This is a genomic window from Geomicrobium sp. JCM 19055, from assembly GCF_000698185.1.
In the GTDB taxonomy this organism is placed as follows: domain Bacteria; phylum Bacillota; class Bacilli; order Bacillales; family Marinococcaceae; genus Geomicrobium_A; species Geomicrobium_A sediminis.
In genome coordinates this window covers 99,878-126,120 of the sequence record NZ_BAXL01000006.1, presented here as the reverse complement: position 1 = coordinate 126,120, position 26,243 = coordinate 99,878, and the positions used below count along the sequence as shown (strand labels likewise).

At 41.9% G+C, this 26,243-nt stretch carries 27 protein-coding genes, 10 pseudogenes and 1 riboswitch; of the genes and pseudogenes, 3 read left to right on the top strand and 34 right to left on the bottom strand.

Annotated features, from left to right (window positions below):
- Nucleotides 1-78: 78 nt before the first annotated feature.
- From mtrB to JCM19055_RS06975, 32 genes and pseudogenes are all read right to left on the bottom strand, one after another.
- The gene (gene mtrB / locus JCM19055_RS07095; RefSeq protein WP_042359171.1) at nt 79-300 is read right to left on the bottom strand and encodes a trp RNA-binding attenuation protein MtrB; all 222 of its coding nucleotides are present in this window, start codon (nt 298-300) and stop codon (nt 79-81) included.
- A 13-nt stretch (nt 301-313) separates the two neighbouring features.
- Nucleotides 314-879, bottom strand: a pseudogene (gene folE / locus JCM19055_RS07090) (GTP cyclohydrolase I FolE).
- A gap of 306 nt (nt 880-1,185) precedes the next feature.
- Nucleotides 1,186-2,667 (bottom strand): annotated as a pseudogene (gene spoIVA / locus JCM19055_RS07085) (stage IV sporulation protein A).
- A gap of 183 nt (nt 2,668-2,850) precedes the next feature.
- Entirely contained in the window at nt 2,851-3,546 is a 696-nt protein-coding gene (locus JCM19055_RS07080; RefSeq protein ID WP_052366031.1) for a hypothetical protein, read from the bottom strand.
- Nucleotides 3,547-3,601: 55 nt separating this feature from the next.
- Entirely contained in the window at nt 3,602-3,802 is a 201-nt protein-coding gene (locus tag JCM19055_RS07075) for a DUF2768 domain-containing protein (RefSeq protein WP_042359168.1), read from the bottom strand.
- Between the two features lie 233 nt (nt 3,803-4,035).
- On the bottom strand, nt 4,036-4,293 hold the full coding sequence (locus JCM19055_RS07070; RefSeq protein ID WP_042359167.1) for a stage VI sporulation protein F: 258 nt from the start codon (nt 4,291-4,293) through the stop codon (nt 4,036-4,038).
- A gap of 65 nt (nt 4,294-4,358) precedes the next feature.
- Complete coding sequence (locus JCM19055_RS07065) at nt 4,359-5,390, bottom strand: NAD(P)H-dependent glycerol-3-phosphate dehydrogenase (protein WP_042359166.1); 1,032 nt, start codon at nt 5,388-5,390, stop codon at nt 4,359-4,361.
- 11 nt (nt 5,391-5,401) lie between these two features.
- Nucleotides 5,402-6,046, bottom strand: coding sequence for a glycerol-3-phosphate 1-O-acyltransferase PlsY (gene plsY / locus JCM19055_RS07060; protein ID WP_042359165.1), 645 nt, complete (start codon nt 6,044-6,046; stop codon nt 5,402-5,404).
- 40 nt (nt 6,047-6,086) lie between these two features.
- Nucleotides 6,087-7,403 (bottom strand): ribosome biogenesis GTPase Der, encoded by a 1,317-nt coding sequence (der, locus tag JCM19055_RS07055; protein WP_042359164.1) that lies wholly within the window; start codon nt 7,401-7,403, stop codon nt 6,087-6,089.
- A gap of 99 nt (nt 7,404-7,502) precedes the next feature.
- Nucleotides 7,503-8,051 carry a hypothetical protein gene (locus JCM19055_RS07050; RefSeq protein WP_042359163.1) on the bottom strand — a complete coding sequence of 183 codons (549 nt, stop codon included), beginning with the start codon at nt 8,049-8,051 and terminating at the stop codon, nt 7,503-7,505.
- A gap of 111 nt (nt 8,052-8,162) precedes the next feature.
- Nucleotides 8,163-9,317: a 30S ribosomal protein S1 gene (rpsA, locus tag JCM19055_RS07045; protein WP_042359161.1), complete on the bottom strand. Its 1,155-nt coding sequence runs from the start codon at nt 9,315-9,317 to the stop codon at nt 8,163-8,165.
- A gap of 115 nt (nt 9,318-9,432) precedes the next feature.
- A complete protein-coding gene (locus JCM19055_RS31485; RefSeq protein WP_370543041.1) occupies nt 9,433-9,585 on the bottom strand; it encodes a hypothetical protein in 153 nt (50 codons plus the stop codon).
- Between the two features lie 28 nt (nt 9,586-9,613).
- The gene (locus tag JCM19055_RS07040; RefSeq protein WP_370543040.1) at nt 9,614-10,000 is read right to left on the bottom strand and encodes a lysophospholipid acyltransferase family protein; all 387 of its coding nucleotides are present in this window, start codon (nt 9,998-10,000) and stop codon (nt 9,614-9,616) included.
- Between the two features lie 2 nt (nt 10,001-10,002).
- On the bottom strand, nt 10,003-10,680 hold the full coding sequence (gene cmk / locus JCM19055_RS07035) for a (d)CMP kinase (protein WP_370543039.1): 678 nt from the start codon (nt 10,678-10,680) through the stop codon (nt 10,003-10,005).
- Between the two features lie 162 nt (nt 10,681-10,842).
- Nucleotides 10,843-12,091: pseudogene (locus tag JCM19055_RS07030) on the bottom strand (YeeE/YedE family protein).
- Nucleotides 12,092-12,221: 130 nt separating this feature from the next.
- Nucleotides 12,222-12,884 (bottom strand): annotated as a pseudogene (locus JCM19055_RS23075) (PepSY1/2 domain-containing protein); the annotation flags it as partial.
- Nucleotides 12,885-12,965: 81 nt separating this feature from the next.
- The gene (locus tag JCM19055_RS23070; protein ID WP_052366029.1) at nt 12,966-13,580 is read right to left on the bottom strand and encodes a PepSY1/2 domain-containing protein; all 615 of its coding nucleotides are present in this window, start codon (nt 13,578-13,580) and stop codon (nt 12,966-12,968) included.
- An 18-nt stretch (nt 13,581-13,598) separates the two neighbouring features.
- Nucleotides 13,599-14,608 (bottom strand): annotated as a pseudogene (gene sleB / locus JCM19055_RS07020) (spore cortex-lytic enzyme).
- 153 nt (nt 14,609-14,761) lie between these two features.
- The gene (locus JCM19055_RS28870; protein WP_265181912.1) at nt 14,762-15,232 is read right to left on the bottom strand and encodes a methylenetetrahydrofolate reductase; all 471 of its coding nucleotides are present in this window, start codon (nt 15,230-15,232) and stop codon (nt 14,762-14,764) included.
- Entirely contained in the window at nt 15,229-15,600 is a 372-nt protein-coding gene (locus JCM19055_RS28865) for a methylenetetrahydrofolate reductase (RefSeq protein ID WP_265181921.1), read from the bottom strand. Before JCM19055_RS28865 ends, JCM19055_RS28870 begins: the two co-directional genes overlap by 4 nt.
- A gap of 201 nt (nt 15,601-15,801) precedes the next feature.
- Nucleotides 15,802-16,469, bottom strand: a pseudogene (locus JCM19055_RS28860) (homocysteine S-methyltransferase family protein); the annotation flags it as partial.
- Between the two features lie 136 nt (nt 16,470-16,605).
- Nucleotides 16,606-17,715, bottom strand: coding sequence for a methionine biosynthesis PLP-dependent protein (locus JCM19055_RS07010; RefSeq protein WP_081833508.1), 1,110 nt, complete (start codon nt 17,713-17,715; stop codon nt 16,606-16,608).
- Between the two features lie 79 nt (nt 17,716-17,794).
- Nucleotides 17,795-17,902: riboswitch (SAM riboswitch) on the bottom strand.
- A 61-nt stretch (nt 17,903-17,963) separates the two neighbouring features.
- Entirely contained in the window at nt 17,964-18,128 is a 165-nt protein-coding gene (locus JCM19055_RS27200; RefSeq protein ID WP_193745013.1) for a hypothetical protein, read from the bottom strand.
- 132 nt (nt 18,129-18,260) lie between these two features.
- Nucleotides 18,261-18,443 carry a PrsW family glutamic-type intramembrane protease gene (locus tag JCM19055_RS28855; protein ID WP_265181911.1) on the bottom strand — a complete coding sequence of 61 codons (183 nt, stop codon included), beginning with the start codon at nt 18,441-18,443 and terminating at the stop codon, nt 18,261-18,263.
- 58 nt (nt 18,444-18,501) lie between these two features.
- Nucleotides 18,502-18,657 (bottom strand): annotated as a pseudogene (locus JCM19055_RS28850) (PrsW family intramembrane metalloprotease); the annotation flags it as partial.
- A 143-nt stretch (nt 18,658-18,800) separates the two neighbouring features.
- Nucleotides 18,801-19,776: pseudogene (locus JCM19055_RS07000) on the bottom strand (asparaginase).
- Between the two features lie 2 nt (nt 19,777-19,778).
- A pseudogene (locus tag JCM19055_RS06995) lies at nt 19,779-20,772 on the bottom strand (YpdA family putative bacillithiol disulfide reductase).
- Between the two features lie 12 nt (nt 20,773-20,784).
- Nucleotides 20,785-22,007, bottom strand: a pseudogene (locus JCM19055_RS06990) (Glu/Leu/Phe/Val dehydrogenase).
- 193 nt (nt 22,008-22,200) lie between these two features.
- On the bottom strand, nt 22,201-22,374 hold the full coding sequence (locus JCM19055_RS27195; protein ID WP_193745342.1) for a hypothetical protein: 174 nt from the start codon (nt 22,372-22,374) through the stop codon (nt 22,201-22,203).
- 2 nt (nt 22,375-22,376) lie between these two features.
- On the bottom strand, nt 22,377-22,826 hold the full coding sequence (locus JCM19055_RS06985; RefSeq protein ID WP_052366026.1) for an adaptor protein MecA: 450 nt from the start codon (nt 22,824-22,826) through the stop codon (nt 22,377-22,379).
- A 65-nt stretch (nt 22,827-22,891) separates the two neighbouring features.
- Nucleotides 22,892-23,509: a metallophosphoesterase gene (locus JCM19055_RS06980; protein WP_042359158.1), complete on the bottom strand. Its 618-nt coding sequence runs from the start codon at nt 23,507-23,509 to the stop codon at nt 22,892-22,894.
- On the bottom strand, nt 23,491-24,351 hold the full coding sequence (locus tag JCM19055_RS06975; protein WP_265181910.1) for an NAD-dependent deacylase: 861 nt from the start codon (nt 24,349-24,351) through the stop codon (nt 23,491-23,493). The genes JCM19055_RS06980 and JCM19055_RS06975 overlap by 19 nt, the downstream gene beginning before the upstream one ends.
- A 108-nt stretch (nt 24,352-24,459) precedes the next feature.
- Between JCM19055_RS06975 and JCM19055_RS27190 the strand changes: the two genes are divergently transcribed.
- Together JCM19055_RS27190 and JCM19055_RS06970 are read left to right on the top strand one after the other, a co-directional pair.
- On the top strand, nt 24,460-24,636 hold the full coding sequence (locus tag JCM19055_RS27190) for a hypothetical protein (protein WP_193745341.1): 177 nt from the start codon (nt 24,460-24,462) through the stop codon (nt 24,634-24,636).
- 118 nt (nt 24,637-24,754) lie between these two features.
- The gene (locus JCM19055_RS06970; protein WP_042359156.1) at nt 24,755-25,000 is read left to right on the top strand and encodes a hypothetical protein; all 246 of its coding nucleotides are present in this window, start codon (nt 24,755-24,757) and stop codon (nt 24,998-25,000) included.
- Here the strand turns inward: JCM19055_RS06970 and JCM19055_RS06965 are convergent.
- Together JCM19055_RS06965 and JCM19055_RS06960 are read right to left on the bottom strand one after the other, a co-directional pair.
- Nucleotides 24,981-25,406 carry a DUF2663 family protein gene (locus tag JCM19055_RS06965; RefSeq protein WP_042359154.1) on the bottom strand — a complete coding sequence of 142 codons (426 nt, stop codon included), beginning with the start codon at nt 25,404-25,406 and terminating at the stop codon, nt 24,981-24,983. The two genes, JCM19055_RS06970 and JCM19055_RS06965, sit on opposite strands and share 20 nt — an antisense overlap.
- 51 nt (nt 25,407-25,457) lie before the next feature.
- Entirely contained in the window at nt 25,458-25,718 is a 261-nt protein-coding gene (locus JCM19055_RS06960; protein ID WP_042359151.1) for a hypothetical protein, read from the bottom strand.
- A 184-nt stretch (nt 25,719-25,902) separates the two neighbouring features.
- On the opposite strand from JCM19055_RS06960, the gene JCM19055_RS06955 reads away from it, so the two are divergent.
- Nucleotides 25,903-26,166, top strand: a complete 264-nt coding sequence (locus JCM19055_RS06955; protein WP_042359150.1) for a ferredoxin — start codon at nt 25,903-25,905, stop codon at nt 26,164-26,166.
- The last annotated feature ends 77 nt before the right edge of the window (nt 26,167-26,243 follow it).

Genomic DNA, 26,243 nt, shown 5'->3' with positions numbered 1-26,243 from the left:
CTCGCTGCTCAATTCATCGAAAAGCCAGCATGCAATCACGACCTCGACGCATACTGGCTGTTACAAGAACTTCAAAGCTTAGTTTCCTTCTGTGTACATCTCACCATGGCCCGTCTGAATGAAGGCTTTCCCTCTTATCTTAACGGCAGAGGTGTGTTCCGTAAACTGCCCGATCATCACTTCACCTTTATCCAGTTTTTCAGAATGATGAAACCGAGTCGTATTGCCTCTCGTTAAACCGATAACATTCACACCATCTTCTTCAGCACGAACTACAAAAAAATCATTCGATTGCCCCAAAAGTACCGCTCCTTTATCCTTTAATCAACGATAGTACTTCTTGTCTTGACGACTCATCGTTTGCAAAAACGCCACGTACTGCAGATGTTACCGTTGAACTTCCAGGCTTTTGTATTCCACGCATCGTCATGCACATATGTTCTGCTTCAACGATCACCATGACACCATGTGGCTCAAGTGTCTCAAGCATTGCGTCAGCACCGTAGATGTAATTCTTTCTTGGAGTTGAGGTCTTCTCGTTACCGTTTCAACAACACGTGCTAGCTTACTAAGCCCCGTTACAGTTCCATTTTTAGGAATATAACCGACGTGTACTTTTCCGAAAAACGGCAATAAATGGTGCTCACACATACTATAGAATGTAATATCTTTCACGAGAACGAGTTCTTCGTGTTCTTCTCCAAACACCGTCTGCAAATGTGTTGTTGGATCTTCATCTATACCACTAAACACTTCCTCGTACATGCGCGCAACGCGAGCAGGTGTATCTTTAATTCCTTCACGATCTGGATTGTCACCGATCGCTTCTAAAATATGACGGACCGCTGTTTCAATTTTATCTTTATCGAACTTTGTCATGTATTGGCCCCTCCTCGTCTTTAATCGCTAGAAATTTTAGCATAGGGCCTACTAGAAAGCAATTCCCTTTAGACTCTATTGTAACATCATCGCGTAAAAGAGCAAAAAAAATACCCCTTAAACATGACTAAAATCATAAATTGCGTAAACTGATCGTTCCCATTGACGTAACACGATTAGAAAAACCACTTTCTTCCATATTATTACTGTTATAGAGACTATGAAATTATCGAACACAAAAAAATAAAGAACCCCGCATTTCGGGATCCTTTATTCATCAGGTATAGAGATTCAGTAAAGTCGGTTTTACAAGATGATGGCAATCAATCCACCAGAGCCTTCATTAATGATACGCTCTAACGTTTCTTTTAGTTTATAGCGTGCATTTTCCGGCATTAATGATAATTTCGCTTGAATTCCTTCGCGAACAATGGAGTTCAACGACCTTCCGAAAATATCTGAATTCCAGATGGAAAGTGGATTTTCTTCGAAATCTTGCATCAAGTAACGAATCAATTCTTCACTTTGTTTCTCAGTGCCGATAATTGGTGCGAATTCACTCTCGACATCGACTTTAATCATATGAATGGACGGTGCAACTGCGCGTAAGCGAACGCCGAACCTTGAACCTTGGCGAATGAGTTCAGGTTCATCTAAACTCATATCCGTCGTTGCAGGTGCAGCAATACCGTAACCGGTTTGTTTTACCATTTTCAGTGCTTCTGACACTTGATCGTATTCTGATTTTGCATGTGAGAAATCTTGCATTAGTTGTAAGAGATGGTCTTTGCCTCGGATTTCAACACCAACGACTTCTTTTAGAATCTCATCATACAAGTCATCTGGTGCATAAAGATCAATATCCGCAATTCCTTGCCCCATCTCAATCCCAGCAAGCGATGCATTGTCAATGAATTCGAAATCACCAGCGAAGTTTCCGACGACTCGATCAACATCACGTAAGCGCTTAATGTCTTGAACGGTTTCTTTTACAGAGCGCTCATAGTCTTTTCGAAGCCAATGGTCGTCTCTTAAAACCATTACCCAGCTCGGTAAATTCACATTCACTTCATGGACTGGGAATTCAAAAAGAACTTCTCTTAATACGCGATGGATATCATGTTCAGTCATACTTTCCACACTCATTGATAACACAGGTACGTCATGCAATTGTTCAAGATTTGTTCGAAGTTGTTCCGTCTCAGCAGCATAAGGCCGTACGGAGTTTACAATTACGATAAACGGTTTACCCACTTCTTTTAACTCATCAATCACTCGCTCTTCAGCTTCCAAGTACTCGTGACGAGGCAACTCACCGATGCTTCCATCAGATGTGACGACAACACCGAGTGTTGAATGTTCTTGAATGACTTTTCTCGTTCCAATTTCAGCTGCTTCTTGGAATGGGATCGGTTCTTCATACCAAGGGGTGTTAATCATCCTCGGTCCATGCTCATCTTCATACCCTTTTGCTCCAGCAACTGCATACCCGACACAGTCTACGAGACGGATGTTGACGTCTAAGCCTTCATCCACGTGGAGTTCGACAGCAGTGTTTGGACGAATTTTGGTTCTGTTGTCATAATCGTTTTACCAGCGGCACTTTGAGGCAATTCATCTTGTGTACGTGCGCGCTCGACTTCACTATCCATGTACGGAAGAACGACAAGTTCCATAAACTTTTTTTATAAAGGTTGACTTACCTGTTCGTACGGCTCCGACAACCCCTAAGTAAATATCGCCTCCTGTACGTTCTGCGATATCTTTAAAGATATCCACTTTTTCCACGAGATCCCCTCCGTTCTAAAATTAACTCCACCGTTTCATAAATTCTGTGTCAAAACATTCTATGATGTTGTCCACCTCTTTATGACAGTCTTTGAAAAGGTGGCAGTTTAGTTTTAAAAAATAAACAAAAAACCTCTTCTTCTCTATATATAGATAGAGTGAAGAGGTTTAGAACTACTTTCATCAGTTGACATCGCCAATCATATTCGGTTCCCCATCTTCAATTGAGTAAGGAACAGAGTATACCGGAGCTACAGGAAATTCATCCGTTAATATAGAACGAATATCTTCTTCATCTTCTGGCTCGACGTCATACTCTTGAAGCAAGCGATTAAGATCAATTGCATAATCGATAATCGCACGACCTTCACGATCAACATAAATAGGCAAGTTCGTCGCAAAGTATGGACTTTGAACCGTAGGCGGCTCATCTAGGCCAAGCGCCTCAAAATCAAGTTCGAACACACCCGGTGCAACCATCTCTTCGATCGGCGGGTAGCCGTGGGTTCTTGTATACTGATGAACCGTCCGTTCGAATTGATTGGCTTCATGCATGACAAGTACTGGAATGACACGAACTTCAGGCTCTTCTTCAACGTTAATTAACGTATAGTAGAAGTCGCCTCCATTTTCATAGGCACTTGCAGGGGCATCGTTCATAAATCCTGGAATTAACTGTGAAAAGTCAACGCGATACCGTTCATACAGCCCCGTATCGCTCTCGAAATTCTGTATAGGCGGCACACCACGTTGTTCTTGAAATTCATCGACCGCTGCCTGAACAGACTGCAGCTGTTCGTTATGTGGGAACGCGGGAACCTGTACCGTCACCTTGAACGTTTGATTGGCATCCAATAAGTAGGCATGCAAAAAAAACAACACTAAGCCACTTGAACTTACGTTGATTCAAAAAAAACTCACTCCAAAGCACAGACTACAAATCTGCTCTTGAACCTGGTACGACGACGACGAGCACGATTAGTCCGGCAATAATGATACAAATAAATGAAAAACTAAGCACGATAAAACGGAGAAAACCCGACAACTTCTCTTTTCCAAGTAGTGCTGTGACTGCAGATACGAACATCAGCCCTAAGCCGATAAACGAAAGCCACATTGACTCTAATGGGGTCATCTTCCACCCTCCTTCAATTACACTTGTCTATTATAGCATAGCTACAAACACCGGCGCACTGCCTACAAACTCAAGTGTTGAAAAATGTTCAAACAAATAAAACCGGAGAACTCGGGTTCTCCGGTTGACTAAATCTCTCTTCCAAAAGGTGGCTTCCTTGTTGGATGTGGTTCACTGTTATCCTATGCGACACGTGCAGACATTGAACTATACGAACGCCCAACATATGAGAATTAACCTCTAAATAATTGGCTTAACGATTGAAAATCAAGAGGCATCTCATTATTCGTAATTGCGTGTACGAGCTGATCTTCCTTTTCGCGTGATACTCGTACGCCTGCCATACGAGCAACATCGTTAATTAACTGCCGTACTGTAGCTTCATCTTGAAAATTTGCACCGCTCACCGAATTAGCCATGTTATACACATCGTCTTGATTTACTTTTGACTCTTTGTTTAGGCGGTCAAAAATGGAATCAAAGTTGTTCATGACACACACCTTCTTTCTAGTTGATAATGCTTATGATATGTAGCTAGAAAAAAAGGTGTGATTTTTTAGTCGGTTACATTTGGGTAAAAATCTTCTTGTTCATTCTTCTTTAGTCGACCCATTAACTGTTCACTTGCACTCTCCGGCTTTTGATGATTAAACACGACATCATACAAAGCTGAAGTAATTGGCACTTCAATTCCTTCACGATCTGCAAGTTGTTGCATCGCTCGCGTCGTTTTAACGCCTTCAACGACCATACCCATTTCATGTAAAACCGTTTCTAACGCTTTGCCACGACCTAATTGGTAACCTGCTCGCCAGTTGCGGCTATGCTTACTCGTACATGTTGCAATCAAATCACCAAGACCTGACAAGCCCGAAAATGTAAGCGGCTTTGCACCAAGATGTGTACCTAATCGTGTAATCTCAGCTAAGCCTCTCGTCATAATTGCCGATTTCGCATTGTCACCAAACCCTAATCCTTCAGCAAGTCCAACAGCAAGTGCGATGACGTTCTTTAGCGAACCGCCAAATTCCACACCGACCATATCTTCATTGGTATACACGCGAAAATGTTGGTTGTTAAACAAGTCTTGTGCAGCCTTCGCATCGTCATATGTTTCTGAAGAGACGGTCACTGTCGTCGGTTGACGCTTTGCAACTTCCTCTGCATGACTAGGCCCTGATAAACAGACAATTCCGTTCGTAACTTGATCGATCCCTGCATCCATCATCACTTCTGATACTCGCAGTAAGGAATCTGGTTCAATTCCTTTTGAAGCGTGAACGACATATGGAAACGATTTGTTGATGTTCACAAGTGACGCAACAGTCTCTCGCATTGCAGAAGTCGGTACGCTAATTAACAAAGCATCGCCATGCTCAATCGCTTCCTCAAAGCTCGTCGTTGCTTCAAGGTTCTTTGGCAAGGTTACCGAAGGTAAATACTTGTTGTTTGTATGTTTATGATTGATCTCATCGACTTGTTCATTACGTCTTGCCCATAGTTTGACACGATGCCCATTATCTGCAAGTACCATCGCAAGTGCTGTACCCCAACTACCTGCACCTAGAACTGTCACATTCTGACTCATGCAATCTCTCCTTATTTAGACTTTTGACCGAGCTTGCTTTCTGTGCCTGATAACAATCGTTGGATATTCGTCCGATGCCGCCAAATCGACATAATCCCTACAACACATGTTAAAAAGAAATAGGAGATCGGATGATCATAATGATTCATCGTAAGAAAAACGAAAAACGGTGTGAAAAAGGCAAAAATCAACGAGCCAAGTGACACATACTTCGTCAAAACGATCGCTAAAATCGCGACAATTCCAACGTAAATCGCCGGAAAGAAAACGAGTGTTGCGATCACACCAATCGTTGTAGCAACACCTTTTCCCCCACGAAAACCGTAATAGATTGGATAATTATGACCAAGAATTGCTAACAAGCCGCTTAATGCTGGCGTCCAACCAGAATATTGCTCAAAAAAGGACAAACCTGTATTAATAAATACCATCTCTGCTAAAAAGCCAATGAAAACCGCGACCGCGCCTTTTAGTGCGTCTAGCAAAAGGACTAAAATTGCAGGCCCTTTCCCTAAGACGCGCAACGTGTTCGTTGCGCCGGCATTTCCACTACCAAGTTTACGAATATCTGCTTTTTTTATTTTTTTAACGAAGATATAGCTAAAGCTAATCGACCCGATTAAATACGCGATTATACCAGCAAGAATAATGTCCATCGTTTACCCCTCTCCCCAAAGCTTCAACGATTAATATGGATCACGATTCATTCTTTTTACGAGCTAGAATCCGAATTGGCGTCCCGACAAACGTAAACGCTTCACGGAGTTGATTCTCAAGATACCTGCGATATGAGAAATGAAACAGCTCTGGATCATTGACGAACACGACAAATGTTGGAGGTCCTGTAGCTACTTGTGTAGCATAATTAATTCGCAGTCGTTTCGTACCCGAAGTTGGTGCAGGGTTTCTCGCAACAGCATCCATAATGACATCGTTAATCACATGCGTTGGCATCCGCATCTTATGACTATCTACAACTTCATTTACGATTGGCAACAACTTTTGCACCCGTTGGTTTGTTTTTGCAGAAACGAACTGAATCGGTGCATACGAAAGGTAAGCAAACGTTTCTCGAACTTTATCGGTGTATTCTTTCATTGTACGGTCATCTTTTTCAACCGCATCCCACTTGTTCACAACGATAATAACGGCTCGTCCTGACTCATGAGCGTAACCGGCAATCTTTTTGTCTTGCTCGATAATGCCTTCTTCACCATCAACGACGACGAGAACGACATCCGCTCGTTCAAGAGCACGCATCGCACGAAGAACACTATATTTCTCTGTATTCTCATATACTTTCCCGCGCTTTCGCATCCCGGCTGTATCAATGATTCGGTACTCTTGTCCATCTTGTTCGAAATACGAATCAATCGCATCTCTCGTCGTACCAGCAATATTGCTCGTAATCACACGTTCTTCACCGAGAACTGAGTTCACGAGTGTTGATTTCCCTACATTCGGACGACCGATGACGGCAATATCAATCACTCCATCGTCTTCTTCGTCTTCTTCATTTACTGGGAAGTTTGCAAACACTTCATCTAACATATCTCCAATGCCAATTCCGTGAGAACCGGAAATCGGAAACGGTTGACCGAATCCAAACTGGTAAAAATCATAAATATGCTCTTGCATATCAGGGTTATCAACCTTGTTTACACCGATGACGACGGGCTTCTTCGAGCGTTGCAAAATGCTCGCCACGTCTTGGTCGCTAGATGTAATGCCGTCACGACCATTCACGATAAAGATAATAATGTCTGCTTCTTCAATGGCGATCTCCGCTTGCATGCGCATTTGATCTTGAAGCGGCTCATCTACGATATCAATTCCACCGGTATCAATGACATGAAACGTGCGGTTTAACCATTCCCCTTGTCCATACAAACGATCTCTCGTTACGCCTGGTTTATCTTCAACGATCGCCATACGCTCACCAACCATACGATTAAATATCGTTGATTTCCCTACATTTGGGCGACCTACAATTGCAACTACTGGCTTTGACATGTACTTACATGCCCCCTGTTCTCTTAAATCTATTCCTTCACATCGTTAATGATGTCTGGTGCTTCGCTGCACCTTTTTGAAGCTTGGAAAACTCATAAATCAATCGTTCAACGACGTGCCACACAACGAGTAATATGACCATGGCTGACACATCATTAAAAAAAAGTGATTAAAACCTAAATGCAAACCGGATGTTAACGGAGAAACAACGACCGCTTGCCAAAAATTCCCGATGCAACATGCGACAATCAACCAAGGAATCCGGTTATGTGGCTTGCTTACGACCAAAAGCGTCACAAAAACCATGATAACTGCGACGAGCCACGTTTCATGAATTAAAAAGATCACTGGACTAAACCAATACGATAGCTGCAAAGCAGCATAAAGAAAGGCTAAGCTTGTCATCGTTATCATCGATAGAAAATGATGCCACTTGATCGTCTGCCCGACCCAAATCATCGCACCGAGCGTTAAGAATATATAGGCTAACGAAATATCGCCTTGTATACCAGGAATCGTTAATGGTTTTACAATCATGACTATGAGAATCCAAACAGCAAGATAAAACCTTGCTCGTGTCTTCTTAAAGAAGAAGGTAACAATTACCCAAAGTATCCACGAAAACCAATAAAATAACAAGTCCTCCAAGAGAAACTCTCCTTTTTTCTTATCCAGTATAGACAAGAATCAAGAAAAGCAATCCGTCACAAAACAATCGGCGAATCCTAAAAGGTATCCGCCGATTTCCGCGATTTACAATTAATTACGATATTTCTTTAGTTGGTCACCAATCATATCACCGAGGGAAAAACCAGAATGTTCTTCTTCAGGTGCTTCATATTCACGTTGAACTTTTTGACTAGACGTTGTGCTCTCTTCGAGTTCACGTATGCTTAATGAGATGCGTTGGTCTGAAGGGCTAATCTCAAGGATCTTCACTTGAACAGCTTGTCCTTCTTCTAACACTTCACTTGGCGTTCCGATGTGACGGTTCGCAATTTGTGAAATGTGAACGAGACCTTCAACACCCGGTGCAACTTCAACAAATGCCCCGAAAGATACGAGACGCTTCACGTGTCCGTCAATAACGTCTCCTGGCTGGAACTGACCTTCAATCGTTGTCCAAGGTCCTGGTAGCGTATCTTTAATTGACAGTGAGACACGCTCTTTGTCAGCATCAACTGCGAGGATCTTCACTTCAATTTCTTCGCCTTCTTTGACGATTTCACCCGGAGACTCAACACGGTGGTGAGCCATTTGTGAAATGTGAACAAGTCCGTCAACTCCGCCTACATCAACAAATGCACCAAAGTCTGTTAAACGTTGAACAGTCCCTTTAACCGTATCGCCAACCGTTAAGTTATCAAGGATGTCTTTCTTCTTCGCTTCTACTTCGTTGTCAAGTACAGCTCTCCTTGACAAGATTAATTTATTATCACTCGGATCGATTTCAGCGATCTTTAACTCTAATGTTTTCCCTTTATAATCAGAGAAATCTTCAACGAAATGACGTTCTACAAGTGAAGCAGGAATAAATCCTCGAACCCCAACGTCAACGACCAATCCGCCTTTTACAATCTCAGCAACTTCTGCTTCGATCGTTTCATTGTTGTTAAACTTTGCTTGCAACTGATCCCATGCTTTGTCAGCACGAGCGCCGCGTACACTTAGAATAAGTTCGTCATCTTCTGCTTTAATGACTTTAAGTTCAAGTTCATCTCCCTCAGAAATTACGTCACTTACTTTTTCTACATGTAAGCTAGACAGTTCGCTAATTGGGATGATGCCATCCACCTTATATCCCGCATCAACAAATGCTTGCTTTTCTTCGACCTTCGTTACCTTACCGGTTACAATGTCATTGACATTGAAATCCTTCATTTCGTTTAGTTCGTTGTTCATTTCTTCAACCATGTCATTTGCCTCCTTACTTCCCTTTAAAAACATCTTTCGTAGTCATCAAGAACTTTATATATACAAAATTCTTCATTTGTTTAGAAGAATGTTGCAGACAATCGATTCGTGCTACTTACTCAATGTCATCTCTGAGTTGCCGGATGTGCTCCATGATTCGTTCAGTGGCTTCCCTTGAACTGGCTTTCGACTCACGAAGGTCATCCATCGGAATAGGCTTGCCGTAAGTTAATTGTACACCTTTAAATGGCTTGTACCAGCCTTTCACATATGCAGGTACGACGACCGCCTCTGTTCTAAGTGCAAAAAAAACCAGCGCCTGCTAATCCTTCACCAAGTTGATCGTCTTTACTTCGGTTCCCTTCTGGAAACAAAAGCATCATTTCGCCATTTTTCAGGTGGTTAATACCTGTTTTTAATGACTGACGATCTCCAGAACCACGCTTCACTGGAAATGCTCCAAGCCTTCTTAAAAGACCACCGATAAACTTCTTTTCAAACAGTTCTTCTTTGGCCATAAAACGTAGTGGACGCTTAATGTAAGAACCTAGAAATGGTGGGTCCCAATTGCTTTTATGGTTGGAACATATAATAACTGGTCCATCGCTCGGTATATGTTCCTTTCCCTGTATCTTCGCGAAAAAAAACCCCTGAAAGTATAATTCGACAAAGAAATTGACCAATTCTATAAATCATTCGTCTCGCTCTCCTTCAGTCGGGCGCGATTAACAATCGTCTCAATTACTTCTGTTATCGTAAGATTTGTAGTATCAAGAGGCTCTGCATCATCTGCTTGCTTTAGTGGTGCATAAGCTCTAGATGTATCATAGCGATCTCGTTCGATAAGATCGTTATATATCTCTTCATAACTTGATTCAATACCTTTTTGGACATTTTCTTGATGTCTACGATTCGCTCGCTCAGTTGCTGTAGCGAATAAGTAGATCTTCAATTCGGCATCTGGTAAAACGAACGTTCCGATGTCGCGACCATCCAATACGACACCTTTTTCCGTAGCTAACTGCTGTTGTTTCTTAACCATCGCTTCACGAATTAATCGATGTGCTGATACTTCGGACACGTGACTCGTCACTTCCCTTGTCCGAATTTCTTCACCGAGTTGCTCTTCGTTAACAAGCATTTGGTTGCCCTCGTCCGACAGCTTAAAGTCCATACGGTTTAGTAATTGCATTAAGCTTCCTTCTTCAGACGGCTTAATTTCATGAGTTATTGCTTGATACGTAAGCGCCCTGTACATTGCTCCTGTATCAATATATAAATAGCCTAGCTTCTCAGCAACTAGCGACGCTACTGTGCTTTTTCCAGAACCTGCTGGTCCATCGATTGCAATGTTGATTTTCAAAGTTATTCTCTCCGTATGTAAGGTCATTTTACTCGAATATCAGTGCCTAAATCTTATCATAATAAAGAACTGAAAACAATTCTAGTCAAGAAATCAAATGGAAAGTTTTCCTACAAAAAAACAGTGGTTTGCTTCGACATGTCGTGAAGCAAACCACTGTAATTAGCAGAAACTATCGTTTTGTTTTGGAACACTTAGACCAAATAACGGCCGTAGATAGAGTGCAAGAAACGTTCCGCCTAGCGCCATAATTCCCCAAATGTAACCGTGAGCACTAAACGAAGCAATACCACTGAAATAAGCACCGATGTTACATCCAAATGCTAAACGTGCACCGTAGCCCATCATTAAACCACCAATAACAGACGCAAGCGCGTTTCCTTTTGTAATCTTACTAAACTTAAACAAACCACCAGCAGCTGATGCTAAAAATGCACCAAGAATAACGCCAAAGTTAAGCACAGACGTTGTGTCCGCAAAAATTGAAGCATTTAATGCTGCAGTATCTCCTTGCCAAAAACCCCAACTCTCAACATCGAAACCTAAAAATTGAGCAGCTTTAGATCCCCACAACGTAAAAGCATACGTGACACCCCAAGGTGTTTCACGGACGAGAAGTGTAATTGCGTTTAGTACCGCTAACACGATTGCTGCCGCAAACAGCGGCCAAGACCCTCTAAAAATTCGTTTCCAACCTCGTTCGGAAGGAACGTCCGCAAGCTTCGGTGGGTTTTTCTTCTTTTCGATCAAAACTGTAATTAATGCAATCACCGCGAAAATGATCAGTGAGACCATCCACGCGCCTCCGTAACCTAGCCCAGTAGATGTGGCTAATGAAAATGGTTCAAACGCAGGCATGTCTTCCATCCAAAAGTTAAAGTGTGCAGCACCAATCGTAGATCCGATAATGAAAAAGAGCAATGTAATGAACATTACAGAACGTCCACCACCAACGGCGTAAAGTGTTCCTGACGCACACCCACCACCGAGTTGCATACCAATTCCAAACATAAATGCCCCGATAATTAAGCTAACACCGACTGGTGAAATGTTACCTGTTGCTTCGCCTCCAAAAAAAGGTAAAGCCTGTCGCTAAAATCGGCGCAAAGAATGTGACCGCAACTGCCAACATGAGCATGTGCGCTCGTACGGCCTGACCGTTCCCAACAGACGCTAACCTTCGAAAGGCGCTCGTAAAGCCGAAGCGGGCGTGAAATAATGTATAGCCTAGTAAAATACCGATAATGAGTAGAATAGGCTGGACAAAATGTTGTGTAAAGAGTAAATAAATGGCTAATAAAATTGAAGCTATAAGTCCAACGGTTACTAAATTAAGTTGAGGACGCTTGAGTCCTAACGTTTGTTTGACGACCGATTGTTGTTCGGACACGGGTTGAACATAACTAGACAAGGGATCACCTCTAAATCTTATTCGTTTAGTCAGGAATGATAATCTATATCCTATTCTTGTTTTTAGATGTTGTCAAGAGACAACAAAAAGATCGCCAGCAGATGGTTCACACCTGCCGGCGATCTTCTTATTAGATAACATCAACATCATACACTGGTTCTGCTTCTTGCATTCGTTTGACTTCTTCTTCAAAACCTGTGTCTGCATTTAAATAAATGCGATACGTATCGCCATTCATCGTCGCAAAGATTTCGTACGTTAGCACTTCGTCACCGTTTTGATTTTCAATAACAGCTAAATGCTCTTCTCTAGACTTTAAGTTCGGATGCAATTCATCAAGTGCATCGTCAAGTGTTAACGCTGGACTTAAGTCATGGCGTTCACGATGATTTGCAAAGTAATTGGCACCTTTAAAACCGACAAGGTCACCATCATCTAGCGCAATTTCAACGATGAGCGCATCTGGATAAAGACGAACATCGTCTTTTACAGGTACAAACTGGAACGTACCAATCGTATCGTATTGCTTACTATCCACGAGTTGAACGTCAGTAATACCTTTATCCTCTAGAAATTCTTTCGCTCGCTCTGACGCATCATTCAATCCGATTTTCGGTTCAGTGATATCTCTTGATTGTAATGCCCAAACCGGTAAACCGCCCCGTTCAGTCATATCAATCATATAGTTGCGTTCGCCATCAGAATCTTCAATAACGACTTGATAACCTTTGTATGGCATTCCTTCACCTAATTTTTCTGCCTTCGCATCGACAGTATTAGGAAGATCCAAAAACGCCTTCGCCTTTTTTTATAATTTCTTCTTCTGATAACTCTTCTTTATCTTTGACTACTTTCGCTAGTCGTTTATTTACATCTAATGAAAAGCCAGCATCATCGTTCCAATTGTTTTCAGAGAAACCTTTTGCTTTTTGATCAATCGATTTGAATGACGAAACCATCGTCCTTCGCCAGGGTTTTGCTCACTCATTAAATCTCGTTCTACGTCAGACCAACGGAAATCGTTGTTCAACGCTTGTGCTTGCACCGTGCGAAGATCATGCTTAATTTCTTTCGCTTGACTGTAGAAGTTCTCGAGTTTGTCGTATTCTTCATCTGTTAATGGCTCTTCACCTCGATCACGCACAGCTGTCTCATACGAGAATTCCGCAACGTTGGCTAAGTATTGATCCGTTTCTTTCGCAGGAATCATACCGAGTGGCAGCTCGCCCATCTCATTGTGAGCTAATGAAGATATTCTCCAAACCTCTGCAAGAGAACCTGAAAATTGACTCACACCGTTCGTTGCTAACGATGCACCTAATTCATCTTCTAATTGATCCATATGGTAAGACAATTGGTGGAAGGCGCGCTGATAGTTGTTTTCATGACTAATTGCCAAAGCTTCTTTCTCTTGATGCGTTTGATATGCAAAGATTCCAGTACCGAGTAATGCTACTGACAATACTGCAATGGTTATCGCTCGAAACATCGTGGTCCCTCCTTTAACTTAATTTGCAAACACATGCTTACCGATTTGGGTAATCGTCGGTCGTCCGAAAATCCACCAGACGTTGCCGTTACTGGGTTATAATAATACGTCGCACCATTAGACGGGTCTTGACCGTTAATCGCATCAAGCACAGCTTTTCTCGCTGTTTCATCTGGCGTTAAATAGATTTGACCGTCAGCGACCGCTGTAAACGCTCTTGGTTCAAAGATGACACCGCTTGCGGTATTCGGAAACTCCGAATCGTTCATCCGATTAATAATTACCGCTGCAACAGCTACTTGACCGACATAAGGTTCTCCACGCGCCTCACCATAAACCGCATTTGACATAATCTGAATATCGTTTTCAGAAAACCCATCAGGTACGTTTGTTGCTTTTTGAATGTTGGCCTCATTGTTTTGTTCTTCAGGCACTTCTCCACCTGTATCTGGTTGCTGTTCAGGCGCTGCCTCTGGTTGACCTTGTCCTTGATCTTGGCCTTGACCTTGTCCTTGTCCTTGTCCAGATTGTGCTGGCGGTTGACCTTCATTACTTGACGTTCCACCGCCACCACTCGCTCCTTCTTGATTTGAAGGTTGACCAGATTGTCCACTAGTGGCGCCGCCACCTTTACTTCCTTTTGGTCCTTTTTGAATTTCTAGTGGCGTTGTTCCGTAATGGGTGAACTTACGGCCGTTTTCTAACGCTTCATGCACAAACTGTTCATCGTAGTTTGTCGTTTTGTTTAATCTCGCTTTCAAATCATCTCCAACGAGACCGTCAACTTCCATCCCGAATGCTTCTTGGTATTCTTGTACACTCCAATACGTTCCCCATCCGAATACACCGTCAATTGTATCGGTGTAATAGCCAATGTATTGAAGTCTAGCTTGAAGTTCTACAACGTCATCTCCAGTAGCTCCTTTTTGGATCACTTGATCACTAAAGGCTTCACTCGTCTGAGGAATTGAGAGCAAAAGTGTTGCGGTTAACGCGGAAACGCTTAGTATTTTTGCAGATTTCAACATCAATGAATTCCTCCTTTTACTTTGAATCTTTTTATATGATGGTGTTAGTTTTCAAATCTATGGAGAATTTTATTCATAAAAAAACAACCGTACAAAAGTACAGTTGTTCATAAGAAGATACCTATCGATATAAATCATCTGCATAAACACGTGTTACGTCATGACTGACGACGTTTTAATAAGTGATCTTGCATGTTCTACTAGCGCTGTAGACATGTGGTATTTAAGAAACGGTGTCACGATATAAACTTTACCAAAAAGTTCTATACACGTTTGTTGTAACTCTTCGGCAATTCGAAGGCCTTCTTCTTCTCCTTTTTGGGAATCACCGAGCGTTTTTTGCATACGGGAGCGTACGGTGTCACTAAGGGATATTCCAGGAACTTCATTATGAAGAAACTCCGCATTCCGTTCGTTCACAAGTGGCATAACACCAATGAATATTGGAATCGACAGATGTTTCGTATAGTCTCGTAGCCGTTTAATTTGCTCTTTGTCATACATCGGCTGCGTCATAATAAAATCCGCACCTGCTGCTATTTTCTTCTCTAATCGTTTAATTGCTTTCTCAAGATTCGATACATTCGGATTAAACGCTGCCCCAACCGTAAATGACGTTTTCACACCGAGAGGACGCCCCGAATAGGAGTAGCTTCATTCATCCCTTTTAACATTGCAATTAAATCAAAGGATGTTAAATCGTAGACAGAACTTGCACCTGGAAAATCGCCAACTTTCGTAGGGTCCCCTGTAATCGCAAGCACCTCTTTTACACCGAGCGTGTGTAATCCGAGCAAATGAGATTGCATACCAATCAAGTTACGATCGCGACAAGCGATATGAACGAGCGGTGATGCTTGTGTCTTTTGTTGAATGAGTGTGGCAGCTGCAACATTGTCTACTCGTGACGTTGCAAGTGAATTATCAGCGAGAGTTATGCTGTCCGCACCTGCATTCACTAACGCCTCTGCCCCTTTTAAGAAAACTGGCATCTTTGAAAGTGATTTAGGAGGATCGAGTTCAACGATGACATTCGCATCGTACACTTGCTGATTTGACTCATTTGCTTCTACTTGCTCGTCAGTTGCTTCCTCGATGACTACTGTTCGTTTCTCTAAAGGTGCAAGTCCTTTCAAACGCTCCTTTAAGCCACGAATATGTTCTGGCGTCGTCCCACAACATCCCCCAATAATATTAATGCCTAACTCGCGAAAAGAGGACGCTTGTGCTTTAAAGTAATTAGGATTCGATTGATAAACGAGCCTGCCATCTCGAATTCCGGGCAAACTTGCGTTTGGATACGCAGATAAAAACAAACCTTCTGGAATTTCAGTTTCTTTTAATGAGGTAATGGTTTGAGCAGGACCCATTCGGCAATTTACGCCAACTACGTTTGCTCCCTCTTTTTTAAGACGCTTTAGTGCTTCTGTTAACGTAATGCCACCGTGCAACACACCAATGTCCCTAACGAGACATTGGCAATAATCGGGATTGAGTGATGATGATTTCGGACGATGCGAACTGCGCGAATGAGTTCATATAAATCGTAGTACGTTTCAAGTAAAACGACATCTGGATTCTCACTTAACAGCGCAACGATTTGTTCAGTCACCGTTTCATCAATTTGGTCGTCTGTCCAATCGCTCGTTCTACCGTCTTTAATTCCACCGATTGTAGCTGCCACATAGACGTTCGGTTTTAAAGCTGCTGCCTTTTTCGCTAGCTTCATTCCTTCTTTATTAATTTTTGCCACTTGAAGATCAAGCCCGTACGTGTCTAACTTAATGCGATTGGCAGCGTACGTATTGCTTTGAATAATGTCAGCACCCGCTTGAACATACTCAAGATGAGCTTCATACACGAGTTCTGGAGCGTATAGGTTTGCTTGTTCAATTGATCCTGTTATATCCCGGCTATACAACAATGTTCCATTGCGCCGTCACCAATTAAGACCGTTTCCTTTAGCCTCTCTAAAAAGCTCATCTAAACTCCTCCAATCATCTCTCTACTTGAAAAGCTTGACGTAAATCCTCGATTAAATCTTCTGCATTTTCAATGCCACAAGACATCCTCATCAGGCAATCGTCTATACCAATTTGTTGTCGTACTTCTTTTGGAACGTCCGCATGCGTTTGCACTGCAGGATACGTCATTAAGCTTTCTACCCCACCGAGACTCTCTGCGAATGTAATAAGTTGCAACTTACGAAGAACCGGGTCTACGAGATCACTTGATGTGACTCGAAAAGACAACATCCCTCCTCGCCCTGGATAAAGGACTTCCTTGACAAGACTGTGCTCTGCTAGGAACTGCGAGACAATTCGTGCATTTTCTTCGTGTTTTTTCATGCGTAGTGCGAGTGTTTTCATCCCACGAACGAGCAGCCAGGAGTCAAAAGCACCGAGCGTCATTCCTATTCCGTTCTGGATATTAAAAAGCTTTTCAGCAATCGTTTCGTCATTCGTCGCAATGAGTCCTGCAACTAAATCGTTGTGACCGCCTAAATATTTCGTAGCACTATGAATGACAATGTGTGCACCTTCTTTTAGTGGCTGTTGAATGAGCGGCGTGTAAAATGTATTGTCTACAATAAGCAAAAGATTATGTCGTTTTGCAACATCAGAAAGTTCTAAAATATCCGCCTCTTGCATTTGTGGATTGGTCGGGGTTTCAATAAACAACGCTTTCGTTTGTGGTCCGATTAACGCTTCAAACGTTTCTAGATCACGAGGGTCCCCGTACTGGACACCAACGCCCCACTTTGGCCAATATTCATTAAACAGACGGTACGTCCCACCATACAAATCTAACGATGCGACAATCTCATCACCAGACTCAAATAATGACAACACTGCTTGAATTGCCGCCATCCCAGAACTACAGGCAAACCCACGAATTCCACCTTCAAGGTCTGCAATGCTATCTTCTAGAATTTCACGAGTAGGATTCCCTGTTCTTGCATAATCATATCCTGTCGTCTCACCAACTCCTGAATGACGATAGGCAGTGCTCATATAGATTGGTGCATTTACGGCACCTGTGCGTTCATCGCTTCGATTACCCGTTTGTACAAGTTTCGTTTCTGTAGTAAATGGTTGTTTCTCCACTGTTGATCCCTCCAAGTCCTTACAAATAAATAAAAGTGCCTTCTTCAGAGATAGAAAAAGACACTTTACGTGTATAGTTCTCTTATCTCTCGGACGATCACGTCCGTAGGATGTAGCACCTGACTCCATTTGGAGCTGGTTGCTGAGACGTCTTCGGTCCGAATCCCTCAGTCTCTCTTGATAAGATATTTTAATGTATAGTTGGTTCTTATACGATAACGCATCATCGTCCATCTTTCAAGTCACAATTATTCAGCAGTGGCTTCAATGACGAGATCATCTTCGTTCCCGCAAATGCATCGTTTAAATCCTGTTTCATATTCACCTTCGGCTTTTTGTCTTCCACGAAGAATATACTTTTCTCCACATTTCGGGCATCGTATGACTATGCGGTACCTCGTTTCTGTCGTCATGAAGCGACCTCCTATACAAATTTACTATTTTCATTTGCTTTCTTTACTTTACTTAATCCTAACCACCACAAGAAAATCATAAATAAAATAATAATGCCGACCATCCAGTCTTGTGTATAGGTTAACATAAGGTTAAAGGTTCCATGCAAGAAAATAGGGACGAGCAATGCGTAAACTAACCATATTTTTTTTCTTACCATCAATCATATAACGTGCGTTACCTAAATAATGACCCATAATCACTCCGAAAAGCGCATGGCCACTTACAGGGAAAAGAGCCCTGCCAAATGCCGTATGGACGCCTTCTGAAAGCAAATAAAAAAAAGTTCTCTAGCGTTGCAAACCCTAACGAAAGTGCGACACTGTACACAATACCATCGTACTTGACACTCCACGTTTTGAAACGATACATCGTAACGAGTAAGAAGAACCATTTAAAAAACTCTTCGATGAACGCCGTCTTAACAAATACGTCAGATAAACGGGATGTGAACACCCCTTCTTCAGTTAGTGCAAATTGAATTGCCATAATCGGAAAAACAATTAACATCCCCGTCACGAACGACCGGATAATATTTTTCCAATTCGCAGAACCGTAATCATTTCGCAAATAGAAATACGTAAGCAATGCAAAGGCTGGAGCTGAAGCTAGCGAAAGTAAAGCTAGAACATTCATCGCTCGAACGCTTGTTGAAGCGAATCTTGTCCTGTTGCGAGTAATACATACATTTTGATCTTTGCTTTCTTACTGCTATAGTCTTTACCAAGAATAACGTCATGATTCAACAAGTCATATGTACTACCTTCATATTCATAAGAAGGATACACTTCGCCTTCAACCGCACTCGTAGTAACGACAATCGGGATCTTCGCCTCTCGAATGCTCGGCATAAAGTTTTTTTGGAACTTGGCCACGCCCAACCCCTTCAAGTATGACAGCGCTCGTTCGTTCATCTTGTAAAACGAAATCAAGCAGTCGGTTTGTCGCACCAAGATGCACTTTTACAATTTCAATTTCATAAGACTTGCTCGGTTTATAATCGTCAGCTAAAACGTAAGCTTCTTTTGTAATTGGCTTTTGAAACAAATGCACTTGATCATTGTCTATAATTCCAAAGTAGCCATATCCAAACGCATTAAATCCTTGAATGTTGCTTGCGTGTTCTTTCCTTACATACTTCGCACTAAAGATACGCTCATTAAATATGACGACTGTTCCAAGGTCTTTTACCCGTTCGTCAGCGGCTGCAATCATTGCATTACGAAGATTTACGAATGCATCACTACCTACTTGTTCTGGGCCCCTTTGCGAGCCAGTAACAATAACTGGCTTTGACGTTTGGACGGTTAAATCCAAGAAGTAAGCCACTTCTTCAAGCGTATCTGTCCCAGTCGTAACGACCACTCCTGAAATGTCTTTTGCTCGAAGGTTTTCAACGACTTTCTTACGGATGTCCCATAAATCCTCATACGTAATATGAATCGAAGGCTTTGACAATACTGAATCAATTTTAAGGTGAATATCGAATGGTGTGTTTAGAGAATTAACGAGCTCTTCACCACTTAATTCACCCGCAACGAGTCGACCTTCTTTTGTCTGTTTACTAGCAATCGTTCCTCCAGTAGCAAGCAAGCAAATCGTCTGCACGATTAACGACCTCTCTTTTCGCGTTCAATAATAGAATCTACAATGTGTAAACCATGAAATCTTCCAGACTCGATAAAGATTTCATTGGCGTGATTGCCCGCAGCGATCACCCCTGCAATAAACAAATTGTCTACATTCGTCTCGAACGTTTCTTTGTTATAAACAGGTCTCCCCGTATCAGATTCAATCGCTACACCACTACTCGTTAGAAACGAATGATCTGGGTGATAACCCGTCATCGCAAAGACAAAGTCAGCGTTTATTGTTTTTTTTGACTCCATTTGTAAGCACGTTTACATGCGTATCGTGGATCTCGACAACTTCGGTTTCAAAGTACAAGTCAATGTCTTCTTTATTCACAAGACCTCGAAATTCAGGCAAAATCCATGGTTTGATGCTTGTTGAATAATCGTTCCCTCGGTAAACGACCGTAACGTTGGCACCAGCTTTTTGCAACTCCATTGCAGTGTCGACCGCAGAGTTCCTACCCCCAATGACAAGAACGCGTTGCCCATAAAAAGGATGAGCTTCTTTAAAATAATGAAAAACGTGGGGCTTTTCTTCGCCATGAATACCTAAGTGATTAGGATTGTTGTAATAACCTGTCGCAACAATGACGTAAGCCGCTTCATATTCGTTATGCGCCTTGGAACGGTCCACTGTGTGTAACCTAAATTGTCCGTTTTCCTGCTTTTGTATTCGCTCAACTTCCTCATACGTATGAATGCGTAATCCCATCCGTTGAACGACTTCACGGTAATAGACGAGCGCTTCATTACGTCTTGGTTTGTGGTTTGTTGAATAAAACGGGACGTCACCAATTTCTAATTTGTTTGCAGCAGAGAAAAACGTCTGGTGCGTAGGATAATGAAAAATTGCTGAAACGATGTTCTCTTTTTCGATAATTAACGGGTCTAATCCCGCTTCCTTACAACGAATAGCCGCTGCCAGACCGCATGGTCCAGCACCGACAATAATAATACGTTCTTTGTTCACAATGACACTTCCTTATGATAAACCACGATAATTCAAAGCTTCTGCATGGCGCTTAATTCCGATTCTAGCTGCCGCTTCTCGCATGTTCGTATTGTGCTGTTTCGCTTCTTCAAACACTTGATCGAACACCCGATACATCGTATCTTTGAACATCGCATTAATTTCAGACTCACTTAATGTAACTCGTTGCTCATGTTGCATCGCTTCAAAATGACTTAACGTCAAATTGCCTAAATTCGTCATGATTTCTGGTACGACCATAGATCCTCTTTGGAACAATTGATCGACACGGGATTCAGAGAGTGTTTGCTTTGCCGTTTCTACAACGAGTTTCGCTTGAATCGTGTCGGCAACCTGTTCGGTCATCACGTTCTTGTCGAGTGAAGCATCGATAGAATATCGCATTTCGAACCGAGCAATCGCTCTGTAGAAATTGACTTCTTAAATAAATTCGTAACCATACCAAAGCTGTCTCGACGATCGAGCAAGTAATCAACATCTAATCCATCTTGGTCATAAAGCGCTCCATGCCCATCAGATACCCCGATCACATTCGCTTCTTTATTCTCAAGCTCTCGAGCCAAATACACGCCTGTATTGCCGAATCCGTGAACGATAATATTCGCATCTTGTACACTCATATTTAAGCGTTCAGCTGCTCTTTCAATCGTGAACTTTGCACCTTTTGCAACCGAATGTTCTCGTCCAGGCACACCGCCAAGAGACTCCGGCAGCCCTGCAACAACTTTATGATGTAGATCTGGACGAATCATCTCAACTTCATCGTGCATCCAAGCCATTAGCTGTAAATTCGCAGGCGTTGGAACATCAGGTGTAATAATGTCTTTCGTTGCATTCATAAGCGGTAATAAAGCCCGAATATAGCCACGACTTAATTGTTCAAGCTCATGAAACGATAATTCAGAAGGATTACAAATGATTGCACCACTAGCACCGCTATAAGGAATATTTAACAATCCCGTATGAAGAGAGGTTTTCATTGCTAATGCTTGTACATCTTGTTCATCCAAATTCGGATGCAAAATAACACTGCCAATTGAAGGCTGTGAAGAACGAATATGTTGGGAACGATACCCCTTAAAGATTCGAATGCTGCCATCGTCCATCGTAATTGGAATTTCTACAGTGAACGAGCGGTATGCAGATGTAAGTATATCCGTTGTGTCTTGTGTGTAATCTAGTGCATTGAGCGCGTTCTTAATCGTAGACTTCATTGCTTGTATACGACTATTCTCGTTTCCATCTTGGTCTACGACTGTCTGTTCATTCCTCTTCATATTCCCCATTGAAGGGCCACCTCCATATTGTGAGCCGGAGTTCACGCATAATCGAAAACTCCGGACTTTAAAACAGGTTATAGTGGGTCTTTACCCTACTTTACATGAAGTAATTCCTATATTAACTATATTAAAGATCGATCTGTTTTTCCACTTGTTTGTCTGGATTATCTTTATAAAATATTGTCGCCAGCCGATCAACCGCGTTTCGTTTCATGAGTAACTTTCCATGTTCCTCAACGGCTACATGTGAGTAGGGACAAACGTCTGCGTATTCAGAGACAATGGCAATAAAGCTGTCCATATTCACTTTTTTTTGATCGTGGTATAAGGAAAATACAAATAATAGTTATCATTCATAGAAAGTAGCTTGCCACTTTTTACACCTAGTCGCTTTAAAGTTCGAACGAGCTGAATAACAGCCTCAAAATCTTTAAACTTATAAAATAAATCGTTTCGCTCATCAACGGTTATATCCATCTCAATCATATCATCGTCGTCATACAACGTATCTTCTTCATTTTTCGAAATATGAATAACCATTCCTTGCGCAGGCACTGAGAACACTTCAACGGATAGCGCCCCATCAACTTTAAATCCAAGTAATTGATCTGCCTCCATCACCAGTTCGCGAAACAGTTGATGTACTCTCGGACGGTCGAGCCACAAATCATCCATCGTTAATCCACGTTCTTCTAAATCATCAAACGTAAGGAAGACTTTTATTTTATTGGCGGCGATTCTTTCAAGACGCATATCGCCCCTCCTTTTCACCACGCAGGCATTTGAATGCTGTTATGGTATACGCTATTCAATTACCCTCATCTGCGTTCACGACTTAAAGACGTTGTCGCGCCCTTTTTGAGAAGGATGTGGTGTACTTCAGGAGGTGCTCCTAACCGTAAGTGAACCTTACGTGTACCAAACCCGTTGCTAATTCTCATCTTGGCACTACCTACTTGTAGCCATCTTCCCCGCTCGCGAAGACCGAGACCGAACAATCGTATCTGACCACCATGTGTATGCCCTGATAAAATTAAGTCATACAGACGACTGTTTGTCTGCTGTAGCGCAACGATAGGATTGTGACTGACAAGAATGTAGTAATCGCCAAGACCTCGCTTTTGAACGACTGCTTGTTTCGTTGATTCATCTCTTGTGCCATACACATAGACAGAATCAGAAATGTACATTCCTTCGTTTTCTAAGACTGTAATGTTTTCTTGATCCAATATGGTCCTTAATCGATGTTGGTCCCACCTATAATCATGATTGCCATAAACGACGATGATTTGTGTTGATAATCTCTTTAACATGTTGAGATTGTGTTTGAGCGTTTCAACCGTCGTCGTTCGCTCTACAAAATCCCCTCCTACGATGACACAATCTACTGTATTTATCGTTTTTATGTGACGATCGTTTAGTCTTCGTTTGTGCAAATCACTAATAAATAATAGTGAACAATCTTTATGGTTACCTTCAACTTGAAACGTTTTTTTCTTCCACGACGAGCGTGTTTGCTTGAATTCTCATCGCGATGAACATAATAACTAAAGGCAACAATAAAAACAAAAGTAACGTCATAACGTCTATCCCCACGCTTTTTTTTAAGATCAGAGAGACCAGAACTGATCGTCTTGTTGATCCAAAAATCGAACGGAAAATCACTCGGCTCATCGTTAATGTAAACGGTCTTCCCTTTCGCGACATATGGCAACTGATTAACCGGACTCACCTGTAAACTCGTTCCGATGACAAGTAAAACATCTGCTTCTTCAATTTTCTTTACGGCCTCATCCCAAACGAGTTCAGGTAACATCTCACCGAACAGTACAACATTTGGCCTTAACACTCCTTGACAATGTTCACAATGCGTACTGCGTAAAAAGGTTTCTTCACTTTGTACGCGTTCGCATTGATGGCATCGAGTAGAACGAATACTACCGTGAAGTTCTAAGACGTTTTTATTACCAGCTACTTGGTGTAGCCCATCGACATTTTGAGTTGCAATCGCATGCAGTTTGCCTGCTTCCTCCCATTCCGCCAAAATGCGATGACCACGGTGAGGCTCTATCGTTCTAAGTGCTTTCATTCGCTCTCGATAAAATTCTGAGAACAGCTCATAATGATTCTCTAACGAATCTACACTCGCTACTTTCGCAGGATTATAACGACTCCAAAGACCACGTTGTGACCTGAAATCTGGTACACCAGACTCTGTAGACATTCCCGCTCCAGTTAAAACGACGATTTTAGTTGGTTGTAAGTCTTCTATGTTCAAGAGATTACCCCTTTCATTTTTCAACAAATTGACATGAACACGCTAGTCGTAATGAACCATTTTCTATTATAATTATAAGGGATTCAACGTATGTACACGAGGTGAATCATGGAATATACGACATTTATTATTGGAACAAGCCTGTTTGGCGGAGGATTTTTACTTTTACTTCTTTTTCTGTATTTAAAACGCAAGCTCCTCATTCCATTTCTTTTGATGGGTGTTGGAGTGGTGCTCTGTTTTATCGGGCTCATCCTTGCACAAGACTTTTCTCAAACGCCGTAAAAAAGCAGACGAGCTATTCTTCGTCTGCTTTTTTATACCAATTATTTAGGCGATTATCCACTTCTCATTTCGTGAATTTTCAGTTATTATATCAATAAGATGCAAAGGAGGCGTTGCCATGTGTAGAACAACACTGAAAGATCATCTGTTGATCTTCGATGAAGACTTGCATTTTAACCAGCGAATTGGAATGCCTGTTCAGGTTTTTTGTCTCACTCAACAAAGGGTTGTTGCTTTCGGCAAAATTCAAAACATTTCGAATAAATGTGTAACTGTTTCTAAAACAGCTTTTTTTAAAATCACACTACGCCGTTATTGGGCATTCAAAAGCGACAAAGAAGTCATTACCGGTAGAATAAATTAACACCATGTTCCCTTTCTAGCCAGTCATACACGTCATAACGCATGCCTTTTAACTCTTCGTCACCCCAGAACTCATCATAGCGATCAATCACTTGATTTCTAAGGGATTTGTAGTCTTTTTCTGCCTCATCGTATCGCTTTCTATACACGGTGAGCATGGCTGTTGCACCTAATCCCATGACGATCAACAGTGGACCGAGTTCAGACTCTGTTGTTCGATTTACAATCGATGTATGTTCACTTCCAAAACCGAAGATGATGTACGACAAAGCAATTAACCAGCACGCCGCTGAACACCACCCAAGCGTTATGACCGTGCGCTCTTCTTTCTTTTCTGCTTTTTTTCGTTTAATTAGTTCTCGTAACAATTTTGCAAGTGTTGGCGAGATCATTCCGTTATTAATCATTTCATTCACCTCAATACACTATATGAGGCTTGACTGCATATATACAAGTTTTCAAATAGCGGTAGACAAGATAAAGATGACAAGCGCGACGAACACAATCGTTAAAACTTGAATCAATATTGGACTTTTCGTTTGACGTTTTCTTTTCTTACTCTCTTTTGTAGTAGCAACGGATTCTTGCTCACCTGCTGGTTGTTCCCGCCTTTTTCTTCCGTACGTTTGAACCCTAGAAGGGGTGGACGCTAAAGTAGCAGCGGACTCATCCTTATCTTGTCGTTGACTCATTTCTTTACTACGATACTTTGTCCCCATATTCCTTCCCCTTTCCGTACAATTCCGAACTATATACAAGTACAGTACCGCAAGCACTCATTTTTTACAATTCATTTGCGAAGAACTTTGTGAGAACATCGTGACACGTTCGTGAAACGGTTGATAAAATCACTTGAAAGGCATACAATGAAACGTAACTTACATGATCTGGAGGGTTTTATGAATGGCTATTTTTACAATCGTCGATAAAGATACTTGCATTGCTTGTGGCGCTTGTAGCTTAGCTGCTCCTGACCTTTTTGATTATGATGAAGAAGGCTTGTCAGAATATGTTCCAGATGATAATACTGGAATGAGTGCTGTGCCAGAAGAGAAAGAGGATGATTTTCTCGATGCATACGAAGAATGTCCATCATCTTCAATTAAATATGCGAACGAACCGTTTCATCGTGATCCATTACGATTTGAAACGACATCTTCCTCGTAACTGTCGCTCTTCTCCATAGAGCATTTTTTTGACAGGTTCACTTTCATGCGTTACAGAACTACATACATAGAAAAAGG